This is a genomic window from Glycomyces sp. NPDC047010, from assembly GCF_040644205.1.
Lineage (GTDB): Bacteria > Actinomycetota > Actinomycetes > Mycobacteriales > Micromonosporaceae > Glycomyces.
This window is the reverse complement of sequence record NZ_JBEYVY010000001.1, coordinates 1-19,253: the sequence shown is the minus strand read 5'-3', so window position 1 is coordinate 19,253 and position 19,253 is coordinate 1. Positions and strand designations below refer to the sequence as shown.

The 19,253-nt window shown below is 70.0% G+C and carries 18 protein-coding genes; 10 read left to right on the top strand and 8 right to left on the bottom strand.

Features of this window, described 5'->3' with window-relative positions; genetic code table 11:
• The first annotated feature begins 57 nt into the window (after positions 1-57).
• Genes AB0A65_RS00090 through AB0A65_RS00080 form a run of 3 tightly spaced genes read left to right on the top strand, consistent with a single transcriptional unit; the run spans position 58 to position 1,663 of the window.
• Positions 58-198 carry a hypothetical protein gene (locus AB0A65_RS00090; protein WP_359943738.1) on the top strand — a complete coding sequence of 47 codons (141 nt, stop codon included), beginning with the start codon at positions 58-60 and terminating at the stop codon, positions 196-198.
• Between the two features lie 24 nt (positions 199-222).
• A complete protein-coding gene (locus AB0A65_RS00085) occupies positions 223-933 on the top strand; it encodes a phosphoadenylyl-sulfate reductase (RefSeq protein ID WP_359943735.1) in 711 nt (236 codons plus the stop codon).
• Positions 926-1,663 carry a CbiX/SirB N-terminal domain-containing protein gene (locus AB0A65_RS00080; RefSeq protein ID WP_359943732.1) on the top strand — a complete coding sequence of 246 codons (738 nt, stop codon included), beginning with the start codon at positions 926-928 and terminating at the stop codon, positions 1,661-1,663. The genes AB0A65_RS00085 and AB0A65_RS00080 overlap by 8 nt, the downstream gene beginning before the upstream one ends.
• A 54-nt stretch (positions 1,664-1,717) precedes the next feature.
• Here AB0A65_RS00080 and AB0A65_RS00075 read toward each other — a convergent pair whose 3' ends face one another.
• Positions 1,718-2,167, bottom strand: coding sequence for a hypothetical protein (locus AB0A65_RS00075; RefSeq protein ID WP_359943729.1), 450 nt, complete (start codon positions 2,165-2,167; stop codon positions 1,718-1,720).
• Between the two features lie 32 nt (positions 2,168-2,199).
• Here AB0A65_RS00075 and AB0A65_RS00070 point away from each other — a divergent pair, with 32 nt between their 5' ends.
• Positions 2,200-3,156, top strand: coding sequence for a diacylglycerol kinase family protein (locus AB0A65_RS00070; protein WP_359943726.1), 957 nt, complete (start codon positions 2,200-2,202; stop codon positions 3,154-3,156).
• A gap of 839 nt (positions 3,157-3,995) precedes the next feature.
• Entirely contained in the window at positions 3,996-4,259 is a 264-nt protein-coding gene (locus AB0A65_RS00065; RefSeq protein ID WP_112134386.1) for a WhiB family transcriptional regulator, read from the top strand.
• 192 nt (positions 4,260-4,451) lie between these two features.
• On the opposite strand, the gene AB0A65_RS00060 is transcribed toward AB0A65_RS00065, so the two are convergent.
• A complete protein-coding gene (locus tag AB0A65_RS00060) occupies positions 4,452-4,904 on the bottom strand; it encodes an anti-sigma regulatory factor (protein WP_359943723.1) in 453 nt (150 codons plus the stop codon).
• A 180-nt stretch (positions 4,905-5,084) separates the two neighbouring features.
• Positions 5,085-5,495 carry a superoxide dismutase, Ni gene (gene sodN / locus AB0A65_RS00055; RefSeq protein WP_359943720.1) on the bottom strand — a complete coding sequence of 137 codons (411 nt, stop codon included), beginning with the start codon at positions 5,493-5,495 and terminating at the stop codon, positions 5,085-5,087.
• Positions 5,496-5,653: 158 nt separating this feature from the next.
• On the opposite strand from sodN, the gene AB0A65_RS00050 reads away from it, so the two are divergent.
• The gene (locus AB0A65_RS00050) at positions 5,654-6,616 is read left to right on the top strand and encodes a zinc-binding dehydrogenase (protein WP_359943717.1); all 963 of its coding nucleotides are present in this window, start codon (positions 5,654-5,656) and stop codon (positions 6,614-6,616) included.
• A 123-nt stretch (positions 6,617-6,739) separates the two neighbouring features.
• On the top strand, positions 6,740-7,228 hold the full coding sequence (locus AB0A65_RS00045; protein WP_359943714.1) for a hypothetical protein: 489 nt from the start codon (positions 6,740-6,742) through the stop codon (positions 7,226-7,228).
• Between the two features lie 131 nt (positions 7,229-7,359).
• Here the strand turns inward: AB0A65_RS00045 and AB0A65_RS00040 are convergent, their stop codons facing one another.
• The 5 genes from AB0A65_RS00040 to AB0A65_RS00020 all read right to left on the bottom strand — a co-directional run bounded on the left by AB0A65_RS00040 (position 7,360) and on the right by AB0A65_RS00020 (position 15,029).
• Entirely contained in the window at positions 7,360-8,247 is an 888-nt protein-coding gene (locus tag AB0A65_RS00040; protein ID WP_359943711.1) for a carbohydrate ABC transporter permease, read from the bottom strand.
• A gap of 1 nt (position 8,248) precedes the next feature.
• Positions 8,249-9,193 (bottom strand): sugar ABC transporter permease, encoded by a 945-nt coding sequence (locus AB0A65_RS00035; RefSeq protein WP_359943708.1) that lies wholly within the window; start codon positions 9,191-9,193, stop codon positions 8,249-8,251.
• Positions 9,194-9,213: 20 nt separating this feature from the next.
• The gene (locus AB0A65_RS00030) at positions 9,214-10,539 is read right to left on the bottom strand and encodes an extracellular solute-binding protein (protein WP_359943705.1); all 1,326 of its coding nucleotides are present in this window, start codon (positions 10,537-10,539) and stop codon (positions 9,214-9,216) included.
• Positions 10,540-10,751: 212 nt separating this feature from the next.
• Positions 10,752-14,441: a multifunctional oxoglutarate decarboxylase/oxoglutarate dehydrogenase thiamine pyrophosphate-binding subunit/dihydrolipoyllysine-residue succinyltransferase subunit gene (locus AB0A65_RS00025; RefSeq protein ID WP_359943702.1), complete on the bottom strand. Its 3,690-nt coding sequence runs from the start codon at positions 14,439-14,441 to the stop codon at positions 10,752-10,754.
• Between the two features lie 234 nt (positions 14,442-14,675).
• Positions 14,676-15,029 (bottom strand): STAS domain-containing protein, encoded by a 354-nt coding sequence (locus tag AB0A65_RS00020; protein WP_106361949.1) that lies wholly within the window; start codon positions 15,027-15,029, stop codon positions 14,676-14,678.
• 310 nt (positions 15,030-15,339) lie between these two features.
• On the opposite strand from AB0A65_RS00020, the gene AB0A65_RS00015 reads away from it, so the two are divergent.
• The 3 genes from AB0A65_RS00015 (at position 15,340) to AB0A65_RS00005 (ending at position 19,207) form a co-directional block, all read left to right on the top strand.
• Positions 15,340-16,059: a response regulator transcription factor gene (locus AB0A65_RS00015; protein WP_091053582.1), complete on the top strand. Its 720-nt coding sequence runs from the start codon at positions 15,340-15,342 to the stop codon at positions 16,057-16,059.
• A complete protein-coding gene (locus AB0A65_RS00010; RefSeq protein ID WP_359943697.1) occupies positions 16,056-17,558 on the top strand; it encodes a HAMP domain-containing sensor histidine kinase in 1,503 nt (500 codons plus the stop codon). Before AB0A65_RS00015 ends, AB0A65_RS00010 begins: the two co-directional genes overlap by 4 nt.
• A 176-nt stretch (positions 17,559-17,734) precedes the next feature.
• Entirely contained in the window at positions 17,735-19,207 is a 1,473-nt protein-coding gene (locus AB0A65_RS00005; protein ID WP_359943694.1) for a trypsin-like peptidase domain-containing protein, read from the top strand.
• Positions 19,208-19,253: the final 46 nt, after the last annotated feature.

Sequence of the window (19,253 nt, the reverse complement as noted above, 5' to 3'; positions counted from 1 at the left end):
GGCCGCGTCGTCCCTTACCACTGCCCGTACTGCGGGGAGGAAGACCTTCGACCCTACGTGCCCGATGACGACAGCGACGTCGACATCAAGGGCGGATGGCACTGCGCGGACTGCACCCGCGTCTTCGCCGTCAAATACCACGGGATGGCGGCCGCGCCCATTATCGCGGCGCCCTCCACCGGCGACCAGCCGGAGTGAACACCCCGATCGGAGTGAAGCAGCATGAGCAGCAACGGGACCCAGAGAGACCCATTCGAACTCCGTGACCTCGCCACCGCAGCGGGGGAGCGCCTCGAAGACGCCACGGCCCACCGGATCATCGAGTGGGCGGTCGGCGAGTTCGGCGAGCGCTTCTGCGTGACCTCCTCGATGGCCGACGCCGCCGTGGTCCACCTCGCCAGCCAGGTCGCCCCCGGCATCGACGTGGTCTTCCTCGACACCGGCCTGCACTTCCCGGAGACCCTGGCGGTCCGCGACTTCGTCGCCTCGACCATGGACGTCAACGTCCGCTCCATCCAGCCCGACCAGAGCGTCCTGTCCCAGGACGCCGAGTTCGGGCCGCGCCTGTTCTCCCGCGCCCCCGACGAGTGCTGCTCGCTCCGCAAGGTCCTGCCGCTCAACGCGGCCCTCGCCGACTACGACGGCTGGGCCACCGGCCTGCGCCGCGACGAGGGCCCGACCCGCGCGAGCACGAAGGTCGTCGACTTCGACCTCTCGCGCCGCAAGGTCAAGGTCTCCCCGATCGCCAAGTGGACCGAGGCCGACCAGGAGGCGTACATCGAGCGGTACAACATCCCGGTGAACCCGCTGCTCAAGGACGGTTTCCGCTCCATCGGCTGCTGGCCGTGCACCCGCCGCACCGCGCCCGGCGAGGACCCGCGCGCGGGCCGCTGGGCCGCGTTCGACAAGACCGAGTGCGGACTGCATGTCTGACCGCCGGGCACCGGTCCCCGCCACGGCCCCGGCCGCGGCGGGTCCGGCGCCCTCGGGGCCGCCGCGTCCGATCGTCCTGGTCGCCCACGGCAGCCCCGACCCGCGCTCCCCGGAGGCCGTCCGCGCCATCGCGCGGGCGGCCGGAGCGGACGTCGGCTTCCTGGAGTTCAACGAGCCGCACCCGGTGGAGGTCCTGCACACGATCGCCGACACCGGCGAGACCACGGCGGTGGCGCTCCCGCTGCTGCTCACCGACGCCTACCACTCCCGCACCGACCTCCCCGAGGTCGCCAAGCGCGCCGAGGAGTCCCGCCCGGGCCTCGCGGTCGCCGTCGCGCGCCCGGTGGGGGACCCGTCCCTCGCGCACGCGCTGGTCCGCGACCTGCCCTATGGCATCGACGGGCTCGTGGTGTGCGCCGCGGGCACCCGCGTCGACGAGGGCCGCGCGCACGTCGTCGCGGTCGCGGAGGAAGCGGGCCGCCTCCTCGGCGTCCCCGCCGGCCCCGGCTTCGCCTCGGGCCCCGGCCCCCGCCCGGCCGACACCGTCGCGGCATTGAAGGCCCAAGGCGCCCAGCGCATCGCGGCCGTCTGCTACTTCATCGCCCCCGGCGTCCTCTGCGACGCCGCGCTCGCCTCGGCGCGCGGCGCGGGCGTCGTCCACACGGGTGAACCTCTGGGCGCCGCACCGGAACTGCTCGACCTCATCGCGAAGCGCGCCGCGGAGGCGTAGTTCAGCCGGTAGAACGCTTGGTCGTGGTCCAGGAGGTCGCGGGTTCAAGCCCGCCTATTCGCCCTCGCTGAAGGGCCGGTGCTCCCCGAACCCCACGGCCCGGCGGCTCGGGCCGCACAGGACCAGCGCCAGCATCACCGCCGCGAGCGCCCACGCCGCGACCCCGACCACCGGGTGCGCGGCCTCGCGCAGGTAGTACCCGACCGGCAGCCACAGGAGCGCCTGGAACACCGCCTGCGCGACGATGTCGCGGCACTGGAGGAGTCGGCGCCCGATGAACCAGTAGTACAGGGCCGCGAGCCACGCCATCAGCGCGATCCCGACGGCCCCGCTCACGGTGTCGACGTGGCCGGTCAGGATCTCGATCAGGCCCCAGGCCCCGGCCGCGACGAGTCCCGTTGCGAGGAGCCAGAACACGCCGGCGGCTGCGGTCAGGGTCCACGGACGTGCGCTGTCACCGTGGCTTTCGGTGACCGCGCCCATGTCGGCGTCGGTTTCGTTCACACGCCAACCGTATCCCGGGCTACGCTGCGCCTATGCGCGACCTGAAAGCAGCGCCACAGCGCGGCCTGCTCATCGTGAACCCGAAGGCCTCCACCGGCTCGCGCCGCCGTACGCGCTGGGTCGTGAAGAAGCTCGACTCGGTGCTGGACCTGACCGTGCAGAAGACCGGCGACCGCGGCCACGGCGAGGAGCTCGCGCGCCGGGGCGCCGACGCCGGGTACGACGTGGTCCTGAGCCTCGGCGGGGACGGCACGGTCAACGAGGTCGTGAACGGCCTGGTCGCCGACGGGCGGCCCGCCGAGGAGGCGCCGGTGTTCGCGCCGATCCCGGCCGGGTCCACGAACGTGTTCGCGCGGGCCCTCGGCCTGCCGTGGGACCGGCGCCGCGCGTCGATGGCGATCGTGTCCGCGCTGGTGGACTCGCCGCGCACCCGCACCGTCAGTCTCGGTCGCGCGCAGGGGGAAGGGGTCGACCGGCTGTTCACGTTCTGCGCCGGACTCGGCTGGGACGCGTCGATCATCAAGAAGGTGGAGTCGTACCGCAAGAAGCGCAATCTCGGCGCGCACTACGCCCGCGCCGTCATGGCGGAACTGAACGAGCATGGCGTGGAAGGGGATTCGATCGAAGTGGGGCTGTCCACGGGCGAGGAGATCGAATCGACCGGGATGGTCGTGGTGCAGAACTGCGCACCGTGGACGTACCTCGGCGCGCTCCCGGTGAATCTCAACGCGCGGGCGTCCTTTAATGCTGGACTTGATGTCCTGATTCTGCGTAAACTGGGTTTGTCGGACGCCGCTCGGACCGCCGCTTCACTGCTGGTGGGACGGGACGGACCCGACGGGAAGCACGCGGTGACGCATCACGATCTCTCCAGGATCCGGTTGCGCGCGTCGCTCCCGCAGGCGTTCCAGCTCGACGGGGACTATCTCGGAGAGCGCACCGAACTCGAACTCAGCTCGGTGCCGAAGGCGCTGCGGGTGGCCTGCTAACAACTTGGGAAAACCTCTAGGTGGGTGTTGACAAGTCGCCCGTGAGCAGGCAAGGTTGATTTCGCCATCCCTACCGGGACGGCGCGAGACTTACAACCGAATATCGTCTTTTCGGTGCGTATAGACCGGGCGTTGCGGGTACTTCTGCCCTGGCGGACTTCTTTTGAAGGTGTGTCTGCCAACCTTGAGTACCAGTGTGTCAAACCGGTTCGACTGGCTGTCACCGACCCCCTCCTTTACGAAGCCTGCAAGCCGGACAACGGCTTCGGCTCGCGCGGAGGGATCGTGTGGCGGGTGTCGCACGAGGGCCCGCGGTAGGGGTCCCCGCGGCATTGCGGAACGAGTTCCCGGAGTCTTCTTCGAGGTAGCACGGTGAGTTCACTCACTTCGTACTCATTTCCGGAGTCGAACCCTTGACAAAGCACAGCCTTGTGAAAGTATTCACAAGGGCCCGGGTCACGGTGCGGACTTGTCGCAGATCCGCTCGCGGAGCTGTAAGTTTGCAGTCGCCATTTGGGCGGCCGACGCCGTAGGCGGGTGTGCCCCCCGGCCCAGAGCGTTCAGCAACGGTGCTGGCGCGACGCGAGGGCATTCCGAGCTTGCGGTGACAACGATTCCCTTTGCGGGGAACCGCGATCCGTGCCGAGTGCCCCATAGCGCCCGTACGTGTGGTGCGACCGCCGCAGCGATTCGCTGGGCGGAACACGGTACGGCGCGCGAGCGGAGCGCGACCTGAACGCCCGGCGCGTGGCCCCAGCGGCCCGCGACGCCCGAACGCAAGAACTAACCCATAACACCGTGAAAGCAAGATGCTTGATGCTTAGCAAGGAGATGTTTTGATGGATTGGCGCCACGAGGCCATCTGCCGCGACGAGGACCCCGAGCTGTTCTTCCCGATCGGGGACACCGGTCCGGCACTGGTACAGATCGAGCAGGCCAAGAACGTCTGCCGGCGCTGCCCCGTGACCGAGGAGTGCCTGCGGTGGGCGCTCGAGAGCGGTCAGGACGCGGGCGTGTGGGGCGGCATGAGCGAGATCGAGCGCCGCGAGGTGAAGCGCCGCTCCGGCGCCCTGCGCACGCTCGCCACCCAGGTCGTCGGCTAGTACTGCGCAATCCCTTGATGTAACCCATCCCTCGAATTTGCGACAACAGAAGCTTGGAAGGCCCGGCCGCCCGCCGGGCCTTCAAGCTTGTCCGGCCGCGGACACGCTGACGACCCGCCGAAGGCGGTGGGGTGGGCCCCCGGTTTGAATGGTGCCCGAGGGGTACGACATTCCGCCGGGAGGCGGCGGGGGTCAGTGGATCTGGTGGCGCTCGGTGTCGGCGTCCGCTTCCGTGGCGGGGCGGCGCTGGCGGATGCGGATCGTCGTGGTGGCGTCGTGGACCTCGGCCTCGACCTCGTCGGTGAGGGCCCTGAGGACCTGCCACTGGTAGGACCCGGCGTCGGGGAGGGGCTCGCCCTTGGGGCGGCTCAGCACGATCTGGAGGGCCTCCTCGCCCACTTCCAGGCGGCACTTGAGGGGCTCGTCGCCGCCCTTGCGGCGGAACGGCCGCGGGCGGCCGGGGTCGGGCGGGATCAGGAGCGCCACAGCGGCGTTCACCGCCGCGCGCAGGTCCTCGATCTCGTCGAGCGAGAACCCGAGGCGGGTCGCCACCGCCGCGGTCGCGGTCGGCAGGACCGACAGGTAGTCGCCCGTCGAGGGGACGTCGAGCAGCAGCACGTCGTCGCGCTCATCGCTCACCGGCATAACCGCTTCCTGTGACCAAGGAGCCCAAGGCCGTGGACCCCTCTCGCTGCAAAGGATAATCGGACCGCGGCCCGGGTGCGGAACACCCCGGGCGAATTCCCACCCGCGGGGACGGCCCGAACGGAGAAGCGCCCCTCCCGTGGCTCGGGACAGGGCGCTCCACACGATTCGCGAAGGCGCTTACGCCTTCTTGGTCTCCCAGAAGATCTCGGCGATCTGGTCGATCTTCGCGAGCAGCTCCTCGGCGACCTTCGGGTCGGCGGAGCCCTTGGCGCCCGAGGCGCCCGCGAGCTTCGTCGCCTCGTTCACGAGGGTGTGGAGCTGCGGGTACTTCTCGAAGTGCGGCGGCTTGAAGTAGTCGGTCCACAGCACCCACAGGTGCTCCTTGACCAGGTTCGAGCGCTGCTCCTTGATGATCAGGGCGCGGGTGCGGAACTCAGGGTCCTCGTTGGCCTGGTACTTCTCGCAGATGGCCTTGACCGACTCCGCTTCGATGCGGGCCTGGGCGGGGTCGTAGACCCCGCACGGCAGGTCGCAGTGAGCGGAAGCCGAGATCTGCGGCAGCAGCCGCTTGAACAGAGGCTTGAACATGCGCCCCTCCAGCTTCCTTCAGTGGGTTGTGATTCCACCGCCGACCCTACCTCTCCGGCCGCCCCATTTGGCCCGGCCCCTAGAGTTGGGTACGCGACAGCGCTGCTCACAGAACACCATGGTGGACAGTGAAAACAACGAGACGGAGGTCAGTCCCGATGCTCGCCGCTTACGCCCGCAACGTGAATCCCGAGGACCCGTTCGACGCGCTCTCGGTGGGTGAGATCGATCCCCCGGCGGTGCCGGAGGACTGGACCCGCGTGGAGCTCGTCGCGGCCTCGATCAACCACCACGACCTCTGGTCGCTCGCCGGGGTCGGCCTGCGCGCCGAGCAGACCCCGATGGTCCTCGGCACCGACGCCGTGGGGCGCACCGCCGAGGGCGACGAGGTCGTCGTCTACCCCGTCATCGCCGACCCCTCGCTCGACGACGAGACCCTCGACCCCAAGCGGACCCTCCTCTCCGAGCTCCACCCCGGGACGCTCGCCGAGTACGTCTCGGTGCCCGCCCGCAACCTCGTGCCCGTGCCGAAGGGCTGGACCGCCGCCGAGGCCGCGTGCCTGCCGACCGCGTACCTCACGGCCTGGCGGATGCTCACCTCCCGCGGCCGCCTCGGCGCCGGCGGCGCCGTCCTCGTGCAGGGCACCGGCGGCGGCGTCGCCACCGCCGCGATCGTCCTCGCCGGGGCCCTCGGCGCCCGCGTGTACGCCACCGGCCGCACCCCCGAGCGGCGCGAGCGGGCCGCCGAGCTCGGGGCCGTGCCCGTCGAGGCCGGGGGCCGCCTGCCCGAGCGCGTCGACGTGGTCGTCGACTCGGTCGGCGCGCCCGTCATGGAGCACTCGATCAAGTCCCTCAAGCCCGGCGGGCGCCTCGTCAACTGCGGCGTCACCGGCGGGCCGATCGCCGAGGTCGACATGCGGCACGTCTTCTTCAAGCAGCTGGAGATCGTCGGCTCGACCATGGGCACCCTCACCGAGCTGCGGGAGCTGCTCCTGTTCTGCGCCGAGAGCGGCCTCAAGCCCGTGATCGACTCCGTGCACGCCCTCCCCGACGCCGAGCAGGCCCTGCGCCGCCTGGCCTCGGGCGACGCGTTCGGGAAGGTCGTCGTCACCAACGCCTGACGCCGCACGCGACAGCGTCGTAAGTACGACAGTGGGGCCGGTTTCTGCGGGGTTCTCCCGCGGCCGGCCCCGCCTGCCCCCACCCTGTAATGGAGGTCACTCCGAAAGCAGGGAGCAGCGGCCATGTCGGTAATGGGTCGGGTCAAGGGCGGCATCAAGTCCGCCGCCGGAAGCACGTGGACCGTGACCAGGAAGATCCTGGTCAGGGTGGCGATCGCGGCGGCGATCATGGTCGTCGCCATCGCACTGGCGAGGAACGGCGAGAGCTCGGCCTCCGAGGCCGCCGGGGTCACCGGCACCGAGGCGCGCCCGATCGCGGCGCAGCACGCCATCCTCTCCGAGGGCTGGACCCACGAGCAGGACCTGTCGTGCAAGTACACGGTGAAGGCCACGTTCGGCGTCTCGGTGTTCACCGAGACCGACATGGGCGCGCGGCGCCTGCTCCGACTGCACAACAAGACCGAGGTCAACGGCGCGTGCGAGCCCACCCAGGGCGGCAGGACCATCGGCTGCGCGGGCCTGCGCTGGGAGACCGAGTGGATCAGGGTCCAGTCGGGCGACACCGTCGGCTACAGCCCGGCGTCGTGCCTCGTCAAGGAGGGGGTTCTATGAAGGGACCGGATCTGACGGCAGTGCCGGAGTGAGCGGCGACCGCTGGAGCACGCGGGGACCGCTCTGAGAGACGAACACGAACGGGGCCCGGATCGAGAGATCCGGGCCCCGTCCTCGTGCGTTCGACGCGCTTACTTCAGGCCCACGCCCGCCACGCCGTTCACGATCTGCTTCTGGAAGATCATGAACACCACGAGCAGCGGCAGCGCGCCCACGACCGCGGAGGCCATGTTCTGCGCGTACAGCAGGCCGTACCCGCCCGTGACCACGCCGAGGCCGACCGGGAGGGTCATCATCGACGGGTCCGTGGCCACGATCAGCGGCCACAGGAAGTTGTTCCACGAGCCGATGAACGTGAAGATCCCGACCGCTGCGAGGATCGGCCCTGACAGCGGCAGGATGACGCTCCACAGCACCCGCAGGTGCCCGGCGCCGTCGATCTTCGCGGCCTCCTCGTAGTCGCGGGGGACCGCGTCGAAGAACCGCTTCAGGATGAACACCATGACCGGCGCGACCACCTGCGGGAGCGCCAGGCCCCAGTAGGTGTTCGACAGGTTCAGGAAGCCCACGATGTCGAACAGCGGGATGATGAGCGCCTGGCCGGGGACCATGAGGCCCGCGATGATGATCCCGAAGATCACGTTCTTCCCCGGGAAGTCGAACCGCGAGAACCCGTACGCCGCGAAGACGCACAGGACCAGCGTCAGGACCGTGACGATCGTGGACACGACGGTGGAGTTCACCATCCACACCAGGTGGTCGCCCTGCTGGAACAGGGTCCGGTAGCCCTCCAGCGACCAGTCGCGCGGGATCCAGTGGACGTCCTGGCCGAGGCTCGCCTCGGTCTCGGTCTTCAGCGAGGTGGACAGGGCCCACAGCAGCGGCAGCAGCCACAGGACCGCGAGCAGCACCACCGCGACGTACACGATGACCGCCCCGACGGACGGGCGTTTGAACCTGCGGCGCCGCGGGGGCTCCTGCGCGGGCGCTTCGGCGGGCTTGTCGAGCACTGCGGTCATGTCAGGCCCCCTTCCGTGAGAACAGCCGGAACTGGACGATCGAGACGAGCAGGATGAGCACGAACAGGACGTACGACAGCGCGGACGCGTAGCCGATCCGGTAGCCCTCGAAGCCCGCGATGTAGATGTAGTGGATGGCGACCTCGGTGGCCCGGTTCGGGCCGCCTCCGGTCATGAGGTACATCTGGTCGAAGATGCGCAGGGACGCGATGAGCTGGAGCGTGATGACCAGGCCCGTGGTGCGGCTGAGCAGCGGCAGCGTGATGCTGCGCAGCTGCCGGAACCAGCCGGCGCCGTCGATCGCGGACGCCTCGTAGACGTCCTGCGGGATCGTCTGGAGCGCCGCGAGGTACAGCAGGAAGTTGAAGCCGAGCGTCCACCACACGGTCGTGATGACCACGGCCCACATGGCGCGGTGCTCGTCCTGGAGCCAGATCGTGGGGGTGTCCGGGCTCTGGATCCCGAACAGCTCCAGGTAGTGGTTGAGCAGGCCGCCGTCGGGCTGGTAGATCCACGTCCAGATGGTCGTGACGACCGAGACGGGGACGACGAACGGCGCGAAGAACGCCAGCCGCAGGAACCAGCCCGCGCGGCGCGCCCGGTTCGCCAGGAGCGCGAAGACGATCGCCAGGATGACCAGCGGCGGCGTCGAGTACAGCGTGAACACCGCGGTGTTCCACAGGGCGTTCCAGGCGCGCTCGTCGGCGAACGCCTCGGCCCAGTTGTCCAGGCCCACCCAGCTCGGGGTGCGGCCGGTGATCGACTTGTCGGTGAAGGAGTAGTACAGGCCGAGGACGGTCGGCCAGATCAGGAAGAGCGCGTAGGCGGCGAAGAACGGGAGGACGAACCAAAGTCCGGTCCAGTTGCGCCGCTTGGCGTTCGGGGTGCTCGGGGGCCGCGTCTCCGCGGTCGGCGCCTCGGCGGGCGTCTCGGTTTGCGCAGTCATGGGGAGATCCTTGGATCGTTTCAGTCGACCGGGTTCGGGAGCGAGACGAGGTCCTGGATCCGCTCCTTGAGCAGCGCCAGCGCGTCCTCGGGGTTCAGTGCCAGGCTGTAGACCTGCTGGAACACGGAGCCGGACTCGTCGAAGAGGCGGGCGCCGGAGCCCGCGAACCACACGTCCGGGTCGAGCTGGACGTTGTCGACGACGCCGGAGTACTCCGCGTTCGGCTCCAGGGCCTGGTACTCGGGGCTCTCGGTGACGGGCAGGTAGGCGGGGGTGTGGCCGGCCCCGGCCCCCCAGTCGAAGGAGTTCTGGAGCATGAAGGCCACGTACTCGATGGTGGCCTTGCGGACCTCGGGGTCCCACTGGTTGTGGTGGGGGAGGATGAAGGAGTGGGAGTCGCCCTGGGTGCGGCGGTTGCCGAAGAAGTCGGGCATCTCGGTCATGGAGAAGTCGAGGCCCTGGGCCTCGTTGAAGGCCCGGAAGCGGGTGATCTCCCAGTTGCCGACCTGGACGAACCCGGCGGCGCCGTTCTCGAAGTTGGCGGCGCACTGGGCGCCGTCGGCGAAGGTGGGGCAGAGGCCCTCTTCGGCCATGAGGTACATGGTCTCGATGGCCTGGAGCGCCTTGTCGTCGTCCATCTCGTAGTCGCCGTCGCCGAAGGACATCTCGCCGTCGGCCTGGCGGTACCAGGCCCAGAACTGCCGCCAGCCGCCGAAGGTGTCGAGCGAGGTGCCGTACTCGCCGGTGACCGCCTTTGCCTCGCGGAGGATGTCGAAGTAGTCCTCGCGGCCCTGGGTCTCCAGGAGGGTCCGGTCGGGGTTGAGGACGCCGATCTGCTCGCAGACGGTGCGGTTGTAGTAGTTGACGAGGGCGTGGGTGTCGAGCGGGACCGCGTAGAGGGCGCCGTCGACGAAGCACTTGTCCCACAGCTCGGCGGGGAACGCGTCGGGGTCGAGCCCGGCGTCCTCGATCTCCTTGAGCTCGTAGGGGTCGAGGAGGGTGGCGGGGGAGAGGCTCTTGATGCGGGAGACGTGGGCGGTGGCGACGTCGGCGCCGTTGCCGCCGGAGGCGCCCATGACGATCCGGGTGTAGAACGGGGTGCCCCAGCCGAGGGTGGTGGCCTGGAGGTCGACGTCGGGGTACTCGTCCTCGAAGCGGGTGTGGAGGTCGGTCATGATGGCGCCGTCGGCGCCGGCGAGGAGGTTCCACTGCTTGACGACGGTCTTGTCGCTCAGCGACACCGCGAGGGACCCGCACCCGGTGAGACCGAGGCCCGCGGCGGCGGCCGTCCCGGTGAGGAGCGTCCTCCTGGAGAGCGCTCCAGGAGGCGAGGGATGGTTCGGCATCTATGCATCACTCCAATGTGAGCTTTGTTGGGACGGCTGTGCGAAGGGTGCGCCGTCCTGCCATTGTTATCGCTCTCATCACAGGAGTCAAGAGTGCGCATATATAGAAACCGCTACCAATGCGCAACCTGTTATTCCTGGGGCCCCTGATCCGGGCCCGGGAACGCCGAAGGGGGAGGCCGTTTCCGGCCTCCCCCTTCGGTTCTCGTCGCTTACTGCGGCTGCGGGACCGCCACGTCGATGAGCGCCTGCTGCTCGACCTCGTGGACCTTCGGCGAGCCGGTGGACGGCGCGGCCGCGGCCGGGCGGGAGATGCGGCGCAGGTGGACCCCGCCGAGCTGCTCCAGCAGGTTGAGCGCGATGAACGACCACGCGCCCTGGTTCGCGGGCTCCTCCTGGACCCAGGCGGTCTCGACGGCGTTCGGGAACGCGCCGAGCGCGGCCTTGAGCTCCTCGGCGGGCAGCGGGTACAGCTGCTCGACGCGGAGGATCGCGGTGTCGGTGACGCCGCGGGCGGCCCGGGCGGCGGCCAGGTCGTAGTAGACCTTGCCGGAGCACAGGAGGACGCGCTTGACGTTCTCGGGGCGGATCTCGCCGGAGGCGAGCGCCTGGTCACCGAGGACGGGCTGGAAGCGGCCGGTGGTGAACTCCTCCAGCTGGCTGACGGCGGCCTTGTGGCGCAGCAGCGACTTCGGCGTGAAGACCACGAGGGGCTTCTTGACCGGGTCGAGGCCCTGGCGGCGCAGCAGGTGGAAGTAGTTCGCCGGGCTCGTGGAGTTGACCACGCGCATGTTCTCGTCGGCGCACATCTGGAGGAAGCGCTCGATGCGCCCGGAGGTGTGGTCCGGGCCGGCGCCCTCGTGGCCGTGCGGCAGCAGCAGCGACACGCTGGAGTGCTGGCCCCACTTGGCCTCGCCCGAGGAGATGAACTCGTCGATGACGGTCTGGGCGCCGTCGACGAAGTCGCCGAACTGGGCCTCCCACAGGACCAGCATCTCGGGGTTCTCGACCGAGTAGCCGTACTCGAAGCCGAGCGCGGCGTACTCGCTGAGCAGCGAGTCGTACACGAAGTACTTGGCGGTGTGCTCGCCCAGGTTCGACAGCGGCGTGTACTCGCCGCCGGTCTCCTGGTCGATGACCACGGAGTGGCGCTGCACGAAGGTGCCGCGGCGCGAGTCCTGCCCGGCGAGGCGGACGGCCTTGCCCTGCATGAGGAGCGAGCCGAACGCGAGGGTCTCGGCGAAGGCCCAGTCGACGTTCCCGGAGGTGGACATCTCGCTGCGCTTCTCCAGCACCCGGCGGACGGCCTTGTGCGGGGCGAAGCCCTCGGGGAGCGTGGTGTGGGCCTTGCCGATCATCGCGATCGTCTCGGCGTCGACGGAGGTGTCGATGTCGGCGACCGGCTCGGGCTGGTGGCGCCACGGCAGCGGGCCGGTCTGCCCGGCCAGGGCCTCCTTGGTCTCGCGGAAGATCCGCTCCAGCTGCGCCTGGTAGTCCGCCAGGGACTCCTCGGCGTCCTCCATGGTGATGTCGCCGCGGCCGATGAGCGCGCGGGTGTACAGCTTGCGGACCGACTGCTTCGCGTCGATGACCTGGTACATCTCCGGGTTGGTCATCTTCGGGTCGTCGCCCTCGTTGTGGCCGCGGCGGCGGTAGCAGACCATGTCGATGACGACGTCCTTGCGGAACTGCTGCCGGTAGGCGAACGCGAGCTTGGCGACCTCGGTGACGGCCTCGGGGTCGTCGCCGTTGACGTGGAAGATCGGCGCCTGGATCATGCGGGCCACGTCGGTGCAGTACAGCGACGAGCGCGAGTGCGCGGGCGCGGTGGTGAAGCCGACCTGGTTGTTGACGACGGCGTGCACGGTGCCGCCGGTGCGGTAGCCGCGCAGCTGCGACAGGTTCAGGGTCTCGGCGACCACGCCCTGGCCCGCGAACGCCGCGTCGCCGTGGATGGCGACGGGCAGGACCGTGAAGCCCTCCTCGCCGAGGTTGAGGCGGTCCTGCTTGGCGCGCACGACGCCTTCGAGGACCGGGTTCACCGCTTCGAGGTGGGACGGGTTGGCGGCCACGGAGACCGTGATGCCGTCGCGGCCGTTCGGGGACGTGAACCGCCCCTTGAGGCCCAGGTGGTACTTGACGTCGCCGGAGCCGCCGATGCTCTTGGGGTCGATGTGCCCCTCGAACTCGGTGAAGATCTTGGAGAGCTTCTTGCCGACGATGTTCGCGAGGACGTTCAGGCGCCCGCGGTGGGGCATCCCGATGACGACCTCGTCGAGCTCGGCGCCCGCGGCCTCGTTGAGGATGCGGTCGAGCAGCGGGATGAGCGACTCGCCGCCTTCGAGGCTGAACCGCTTCTGGCCCACGAACTTCGTCTGGAGGAACGTCTCGAACGCCTCGGCGGCGTTGAGGCGGCCCAGGATGTGCTTCTGCTCCTCGACCTTCGGCTTTTCGAAGGGCACCTCGATGCGCCGCTGGAGCCAGGCGCGCTCCTCGGGGTCCTGGATGTGCATGTACTCCACGCCGATGCGGCGGCAGTAGGAGTCGCGCAGGACGCCGAGGATGTCGCGCAGCTTCATGCGCTGCTGGCCCGCGAAGCCGCCGACGGGGAACGTCCGGTCGAGGTCCCACAGGGTGAGGCCGTGCGACAGGATGTCGAGGTCGGGGTGGCGGCGGATCTCGTAGTGCAGCGGGTTCGTGTCGGCCATGAGGTGGCCGCGGACCCGGTACGCGTGGATGAGCTCGATGACGCGCGCGTTCTTGTCGATCTGGCCCTCGTGGGTCTTCGACACGTCGCGGACCCAGCGGACCGGCTCGTACGGGATGAGCAGCGAGCGGAAGACCTCGTCGAAGAAGCCGTCGCCGAGCAGGAGCTTGTGGAGGGTCGCCAGGAACTGGCCGGACTCGGCGCCCTGGATGATCCGGTGGTCGTACGTCGAGGTGACCGTCATGATCCGGGAGACGCCCAGGTCGGAGAGGGTCTCGTCGGAGGCCCCGGCGAACTCCGCGGGCACCTCCATGGCGCCGACGCCGACGATGAGGCCCTGGCCCTTCATCAGGCGCGGGACGGAGTGGACGGTGCCGATGCCGCCCGGGTTCGTCAGCGTGAGCGTCGCCCCGGCGTGGTCCTCCATCGTGAGCTTCCCGTTGCGGGCCTTGCGGACCAGGTCCTCATAAGCCTGCCAGAACTCGCGGAAGTCCATGGTCTCGGTGTTCTTGATGGACGGCACCACGAGGGTGCGCGAGCCGTCCGGCTTGGCGAGGTCGATCGCCAGGCCCAGGTTCACGTGCTCGGGGGTGACGAGCTGCGGCTTGCCGTCGACCACCTTGTAGGAGGCGTTCATGCCCGGGTGGGCCTTGACCGCCTGCACCAGCGCGTAGCCGATGAGGTGCGTGAAGGAGACCTTCCCGCCCTGGCCGCGCTTGAGGTGGTTGTTGATGACGATCCGGTTGTCGAACAGGAGCTTCGCGGGGACCGCGCGGACGGACGTGGCCGTCGGGATCTCCAGGGACGCGTCCATGTTCTGGGCTACCTTGGCCGCGACGCCTTTGAGCGGCTTGGTACCGAAATCGTTCACTGCTGGGGTCGCCTTCTCGGTCGAAGCTTCGGGTGCCACGGCAGCGGGCGCGGGCTTCACGGGCTCCGCCGGGACCACCGGCGCGGCCTGCACGGCCGGCTCGGTCTTCACCGGGGCGGGGGCCTGCGGGGCCTGCTCGGGAGCGGCCTGCGCGGCCGGCTTCCCGCCGTTGAGGTGCGCGGTCGTCGGATCGCCCCCGAAGAACTCGCGCCACCCGGCGCTCACACTGTCGGGGTTTTCGCGGTATCGCTCGTACATCTCGTTGACCAGCCACTCATTGGCACCGAAATCGGTCAGCGGATTGCCCGGAGTCGCACTCGACACGACTGAATCGCCTCTTCTTTGACGCTGCGTGGACGGGGACGGCAGTCCCCGGACTCAAGGGTAACCGGGAGGGGGAGGAACTGTAGTACCGGTGACGCCGTTGCGGGTCCGGTCACTGGGACCGTCGCATTTGTGCTGCGCAGCAGGTGGATACGGGTGGAAGTCTGTTTCGACACACCGGCGCGGTGCGTCCTGCGGGAGCCTCTCGGCACGCTGCGTGCGGGGTGGCGCGCGCTAGCCCGCCGCGCTGCGCTCCTTGCCGGAGAACGTCTCGGTCGGCTCCTCCAGGAGCTCCTCGGCGCCGACGACGGTGAACAGCCGCGTGATGAAGCGGTTGGGGTTGACGACGGCCAGCGCGACGCCCATCTCGCGGGCGATGCGGTACGCCACGACGATGGTGCCGATGCCGGTGGAGTCGAGGACCGTCACCTTGGCGACGTCGACCCGGATGGCGGTGGCGCCGCCCGCTTCGAGAGCGTTGGTGATCGTCTCCCGGATCTGGGGCGCCGTGGCGTAGTCGACTTCGCCGGAGAGCTCGACGGTGACGACACCGGTGTCGGTGGTGGCGGTCTCGATAGACAGCGTCATATTGCGATCCTCGCCCCTGTTGGGATCCTTGCCCGAGCACACCTGCCGTACTCGGCTGGAATACGAAGTCTATCCGACGGCTCCGACCGAAAACAGCTCGCGCGCGCCGGACGACCGCAAAGCCACGCACTCTTCGGAAAAAGGTCACACGAACGTGATCCGCATCAGTGCGGACGGTCACCTCCGCGGGGGCGGGCCGCGACTGCTTGGCACGCCACGGCGCCCGGCGTATGCTTCAGGACCACCTGTGACCAGCGGAGCACCGGCCCGTCGTGCCGACCGGCCCGCCCCGACCGCGAAGATGAGGCACATGCCGCTTTCGACCAGCCAGCCGAGCGCCGAGACCGAAGCGACCCTCCTGGTCGTGGAGGACGACGAGAACATCTGCGAGCTGCTCGCGACGTCGCTGCGGTACGCCGGTTTCGCCGTCCACGCCGTGGGCTCGGGCGACGAGGCGCTCCGCTCGGTGGCCCGCCACCGCCCCGACCTGGTGGTCCTCGACGTGAACCTGCCGGACTTCGACGGTTTCGAGGTGGTCCGCCGGATGCGCTCGGGCTCGGACCACACGCCGGTGCTCTTCCTCACCGCCCGCGACGACACGGCCGACACCGTCACGGGCCTGTCGGTCGGCGGGGACGACTACATCACCAAGCCGTTCGCGCTCGAAGAGGTCGTGGCGCGCATCCGCGCGGTGCTGCGCCGCTCCTCCGGGGAGCTGCCGCGGCCCTCGCGCCTCCAGTACGCGGACCTCGAACTCGACGAGGAGACGCACGAGGTGTGGCGGGCGGGCAAGGCCGTGCAGCTGTCGCCCACCGAGTTCAAGCTGCTGCGGTACTTCATGATCAACGCCGGGCGGGTGCTGTCGAAGGCGCAGATCCTCGACCACGTGTGGCGCTACGACTTCCGCGGTGACGACGGGATCGTGGAGTCGTACGTGTCGTACCTGCGGCGCAAGATCGACACGGGGGAGCCGAAGCTCATCCAGACCCTCCGGGGCATCGGCTACGTCCTGCGGGAGCAGCATCGTTGAGCGCACCGCGCGTCCTTGAAGGCGCCCGCGACAAGTGGGACCGCACCCCGCTGAGGGTCCGGCTCACCGCGGCCGTGCTCGTCCTCGTGGCCGGGTCGCTCATCCTCATCAGCGTGTCCACGATCCTGGCGCTGCACTCGTACTTCCTGGGCACGGTGGACGAGGAGCTGGAGACGCAGCTCCTCGGGTTCAGCCCGGACACGTTCGACCCCGAGAACATGGACGACTCCGAGGACGCGCCCGCGCTGCGCCCCGAGCAGTACGTCTTCTCGATCCTGTACGGCGAGGGCAACCGGTTCGACCGGCCCAAGGACCGTCCGGACTACCCGGTGTTCGACTACGACGACCTGGTGGCCGCCGACGGCGAGGCGTTCACGGCCCTGTCGGCGGACGGCACGACCCGGTGGCGGGTCCTGGGGATGACCGGCTCGATGGTCGGCACGAGCGACCCGGAGTACGACCCGGAGGCGCACAACCTCGAAGGCGACGCGTACTACGTGCTGTCGTACAAGCTCGCGCACTTCGACAAGACCGTCGCGGGCCTGGTCTGGGTGGACCTGCTCATCGGCGCGGGCGTCCTCGCGGGGCTCGCGGCGATCGGCGTGGGCCTGGTGCGGGCGAGCCTGTCGCCGCTGCGGCAGATCGAGAACACCGCGGCGATGATCGCCGCCGGGAACTACTCGCGGCGCGTCCCCGAGCACGACCCGGCGACCGAGGTCGGCCGCGTCGGCCGGGCCATCAACTCGATGCTCACGAAAGTCGAAGGGGCCCTTCGGGCCCGCGAGTACTCCGAGCAGCGCGCGCACGACTCCGAGGAGCGGATGCGCGAGTTCATCGCCGACGCCTCGCACGAGCTGCGCACGCCGCTGACGAGCGTGCGCGGGTACGCGGAGCTGGTGCGGTCGAACCCGCAGATGCCCGAGGCCGACCGGCAGCACTACATCCGCCAGATCGAGGAGGCCGCCAAGCGCATGGGCCTGCTCGTGGGCGACCTCCTGCACCTGGCGCGCCTCGGCCAGGAGCGGCCGGTGGAGACCGAGCCGGTGGACCTGGCGCCGCTCGCGCACGAGGCGGTCGCGGCACACGCGGTCATGACCGAGGACCACGAGCTGAGCTTCTCGTGCGTCCCGGGTTCGGCGACGGTGGTCGCCGCGGACCGGGCCCGGATGCGGCAGGTCCTCGACAACCTCCTGTCGAACGCGCTGCGGCACACGCCCGCGGGCACGATCGTGCGCGTGGAGCTCGCCTCCGAGGACGGGACGGTGCTCCTCACCGTCGCCGACGACGGGCCGGGCATGGAGCAGGAGACCGCCGACCGGGTCTTCGAGCGGTTCTTCCGCTCCGACGCGGTGGTCCACCCCGGTTCGGGACTGGGCCTGGCGATCGTCGCGGCCATCGTCAAGGCCCACGGCGGCACGGTCCAGGTCGCGTCCCGGCCCGGCGAGGGCACGGCCTTCACGGTGCGCCTCGCGGCCGAACCCGCAGAGCAGGACGACTAGGTCCCTCCGAGCCGATTCTTGGGAACCTCTGAGGTAGCCCCCGCGGGGGCAACGCTTGCCCGGGCCCGCCCGACCCGTCTGACCAGTGCGCCCGCCTCTGGACGGGACACGGTTCATTAAAGGGTTTTAAGGCGTTTTTGCAGCGGGCCGAGAGCTGGGCCCTGCAAGCTGCTTACATGAGCAACACTGAGAGCACCAAGGGCCCCGAGGGGACCGAACCCAAGGGCCCTGAAGGGGCATCGCCGCAGGGCCCCGCCGGGGCTCCCCACCCTGAGGCCGCGGCCGCCGCGGACCAGCCGCTCGCCGAGAGCTTCACCGACCACTCCTCCGCCGCCGACCAGCACGTCCAGCACCCCGCCGCACCCGCGGCCCCCGAGGCGAGCCTCCCGCCCGCCCCGGCCCCCTCCTACCCGGAGGCCCCGGCCCACCCGCCGGTCCACCAGGCGCCCGCCCCGCAGGCCCCCCAGGGCCCGCCCACCGACCAGACGCGCGTCCTCCCTGCGGGCGCCCCCGCCCCGGCCCCGGTCGGCGCGCCGCACATGGCCGCCCCCGCGCCGGGCTGGCAGCCCTCGCAGGTCCCGCCGATGTACCAGGGCCACGGCGCCGCCGTGGCACCGCCGCGGCGCGGCCGCGGCAAGCTCGTCGCCGGGGCGCTGGCCCTCGCCCTGATCGCCGGCGGCGCCGGCGGCGTGGCGGGCTGGTTCCTCAACGACGGCAGCACGGGCACCACCGTCGTGGAGTCCGTGTCGATGAACGCCGGGGACGGCCTCACCTACACCGACATCGTCAACAAGGTCAGCCCGTCGGTCGTCACGATCGTCACCGACTCCGCGGAGGGCTCGGGCGTCGTCTACTCCGAGGACGGCTACATCGTCACCAACAACCACGTGGTCGACGGCGCGCAGACCGTGGAGGTCCGCTTCTCGGACGGCACGACCGCCGACGCGCAGATCATCGCCACCGACACCACCCAGGACCTCGCGGTCATCCAGGTGTCCGGCGTCGACAACCTCACGCCGATCACGTTCGGCGACTCCGACTCGATCCAGGTCGGCGACGCCGCCGTGGCCCTCGGCTCGCCGCTGGGCCTCGAAGGGACCGTCACCACCGGCATCGTCTCGGCCCTGGACCGGTCCATGACCGTCGCGGGCGAGGAGCAGCAGGGCTTCCAGCAGCAGTCGAGCTCGACGCTCACCGGCCTGATCCAGACCGACGCGGCCATCAACTCCGGGAACTCCGGCGGCGCGCTCGTCAACGGCAACGGCGAGCTCATCGGCATCAACACCGCGATCGCGACCACCGACTCCGGCTCGATCGGCCTCGGCTTCGCGATCCCCTCGAACACCGTGCAGAGCGTGGTCGAGCAGCTCATCGAGGGCGGCTCGGTCGAGCAGGGCTACCTCGGGGTCTCGGTGGCCGACACCGACGGCAACGGCGCGATGGTCCTGTCCGTGGAGGGCGGCTCGCCCGCCGAGTCCGCGGGCCTGAAGGAGGGCGACATCATCACCGCCGTCGACGGCAACCCGATCACCAGCGCCTCCGAGGTGGTCGCGGCGGTGCAGGGCACGGCCTCGGGCACGAAGGTCGCCATCACGTACACGCGGGACGGCCAGGAGGCGTCCACGGACGCGACGCTCGCCGCCTCGTGACACCTGAACGTGGACATGCGGAGACGCGGCCCCGGGCGGATGCCCG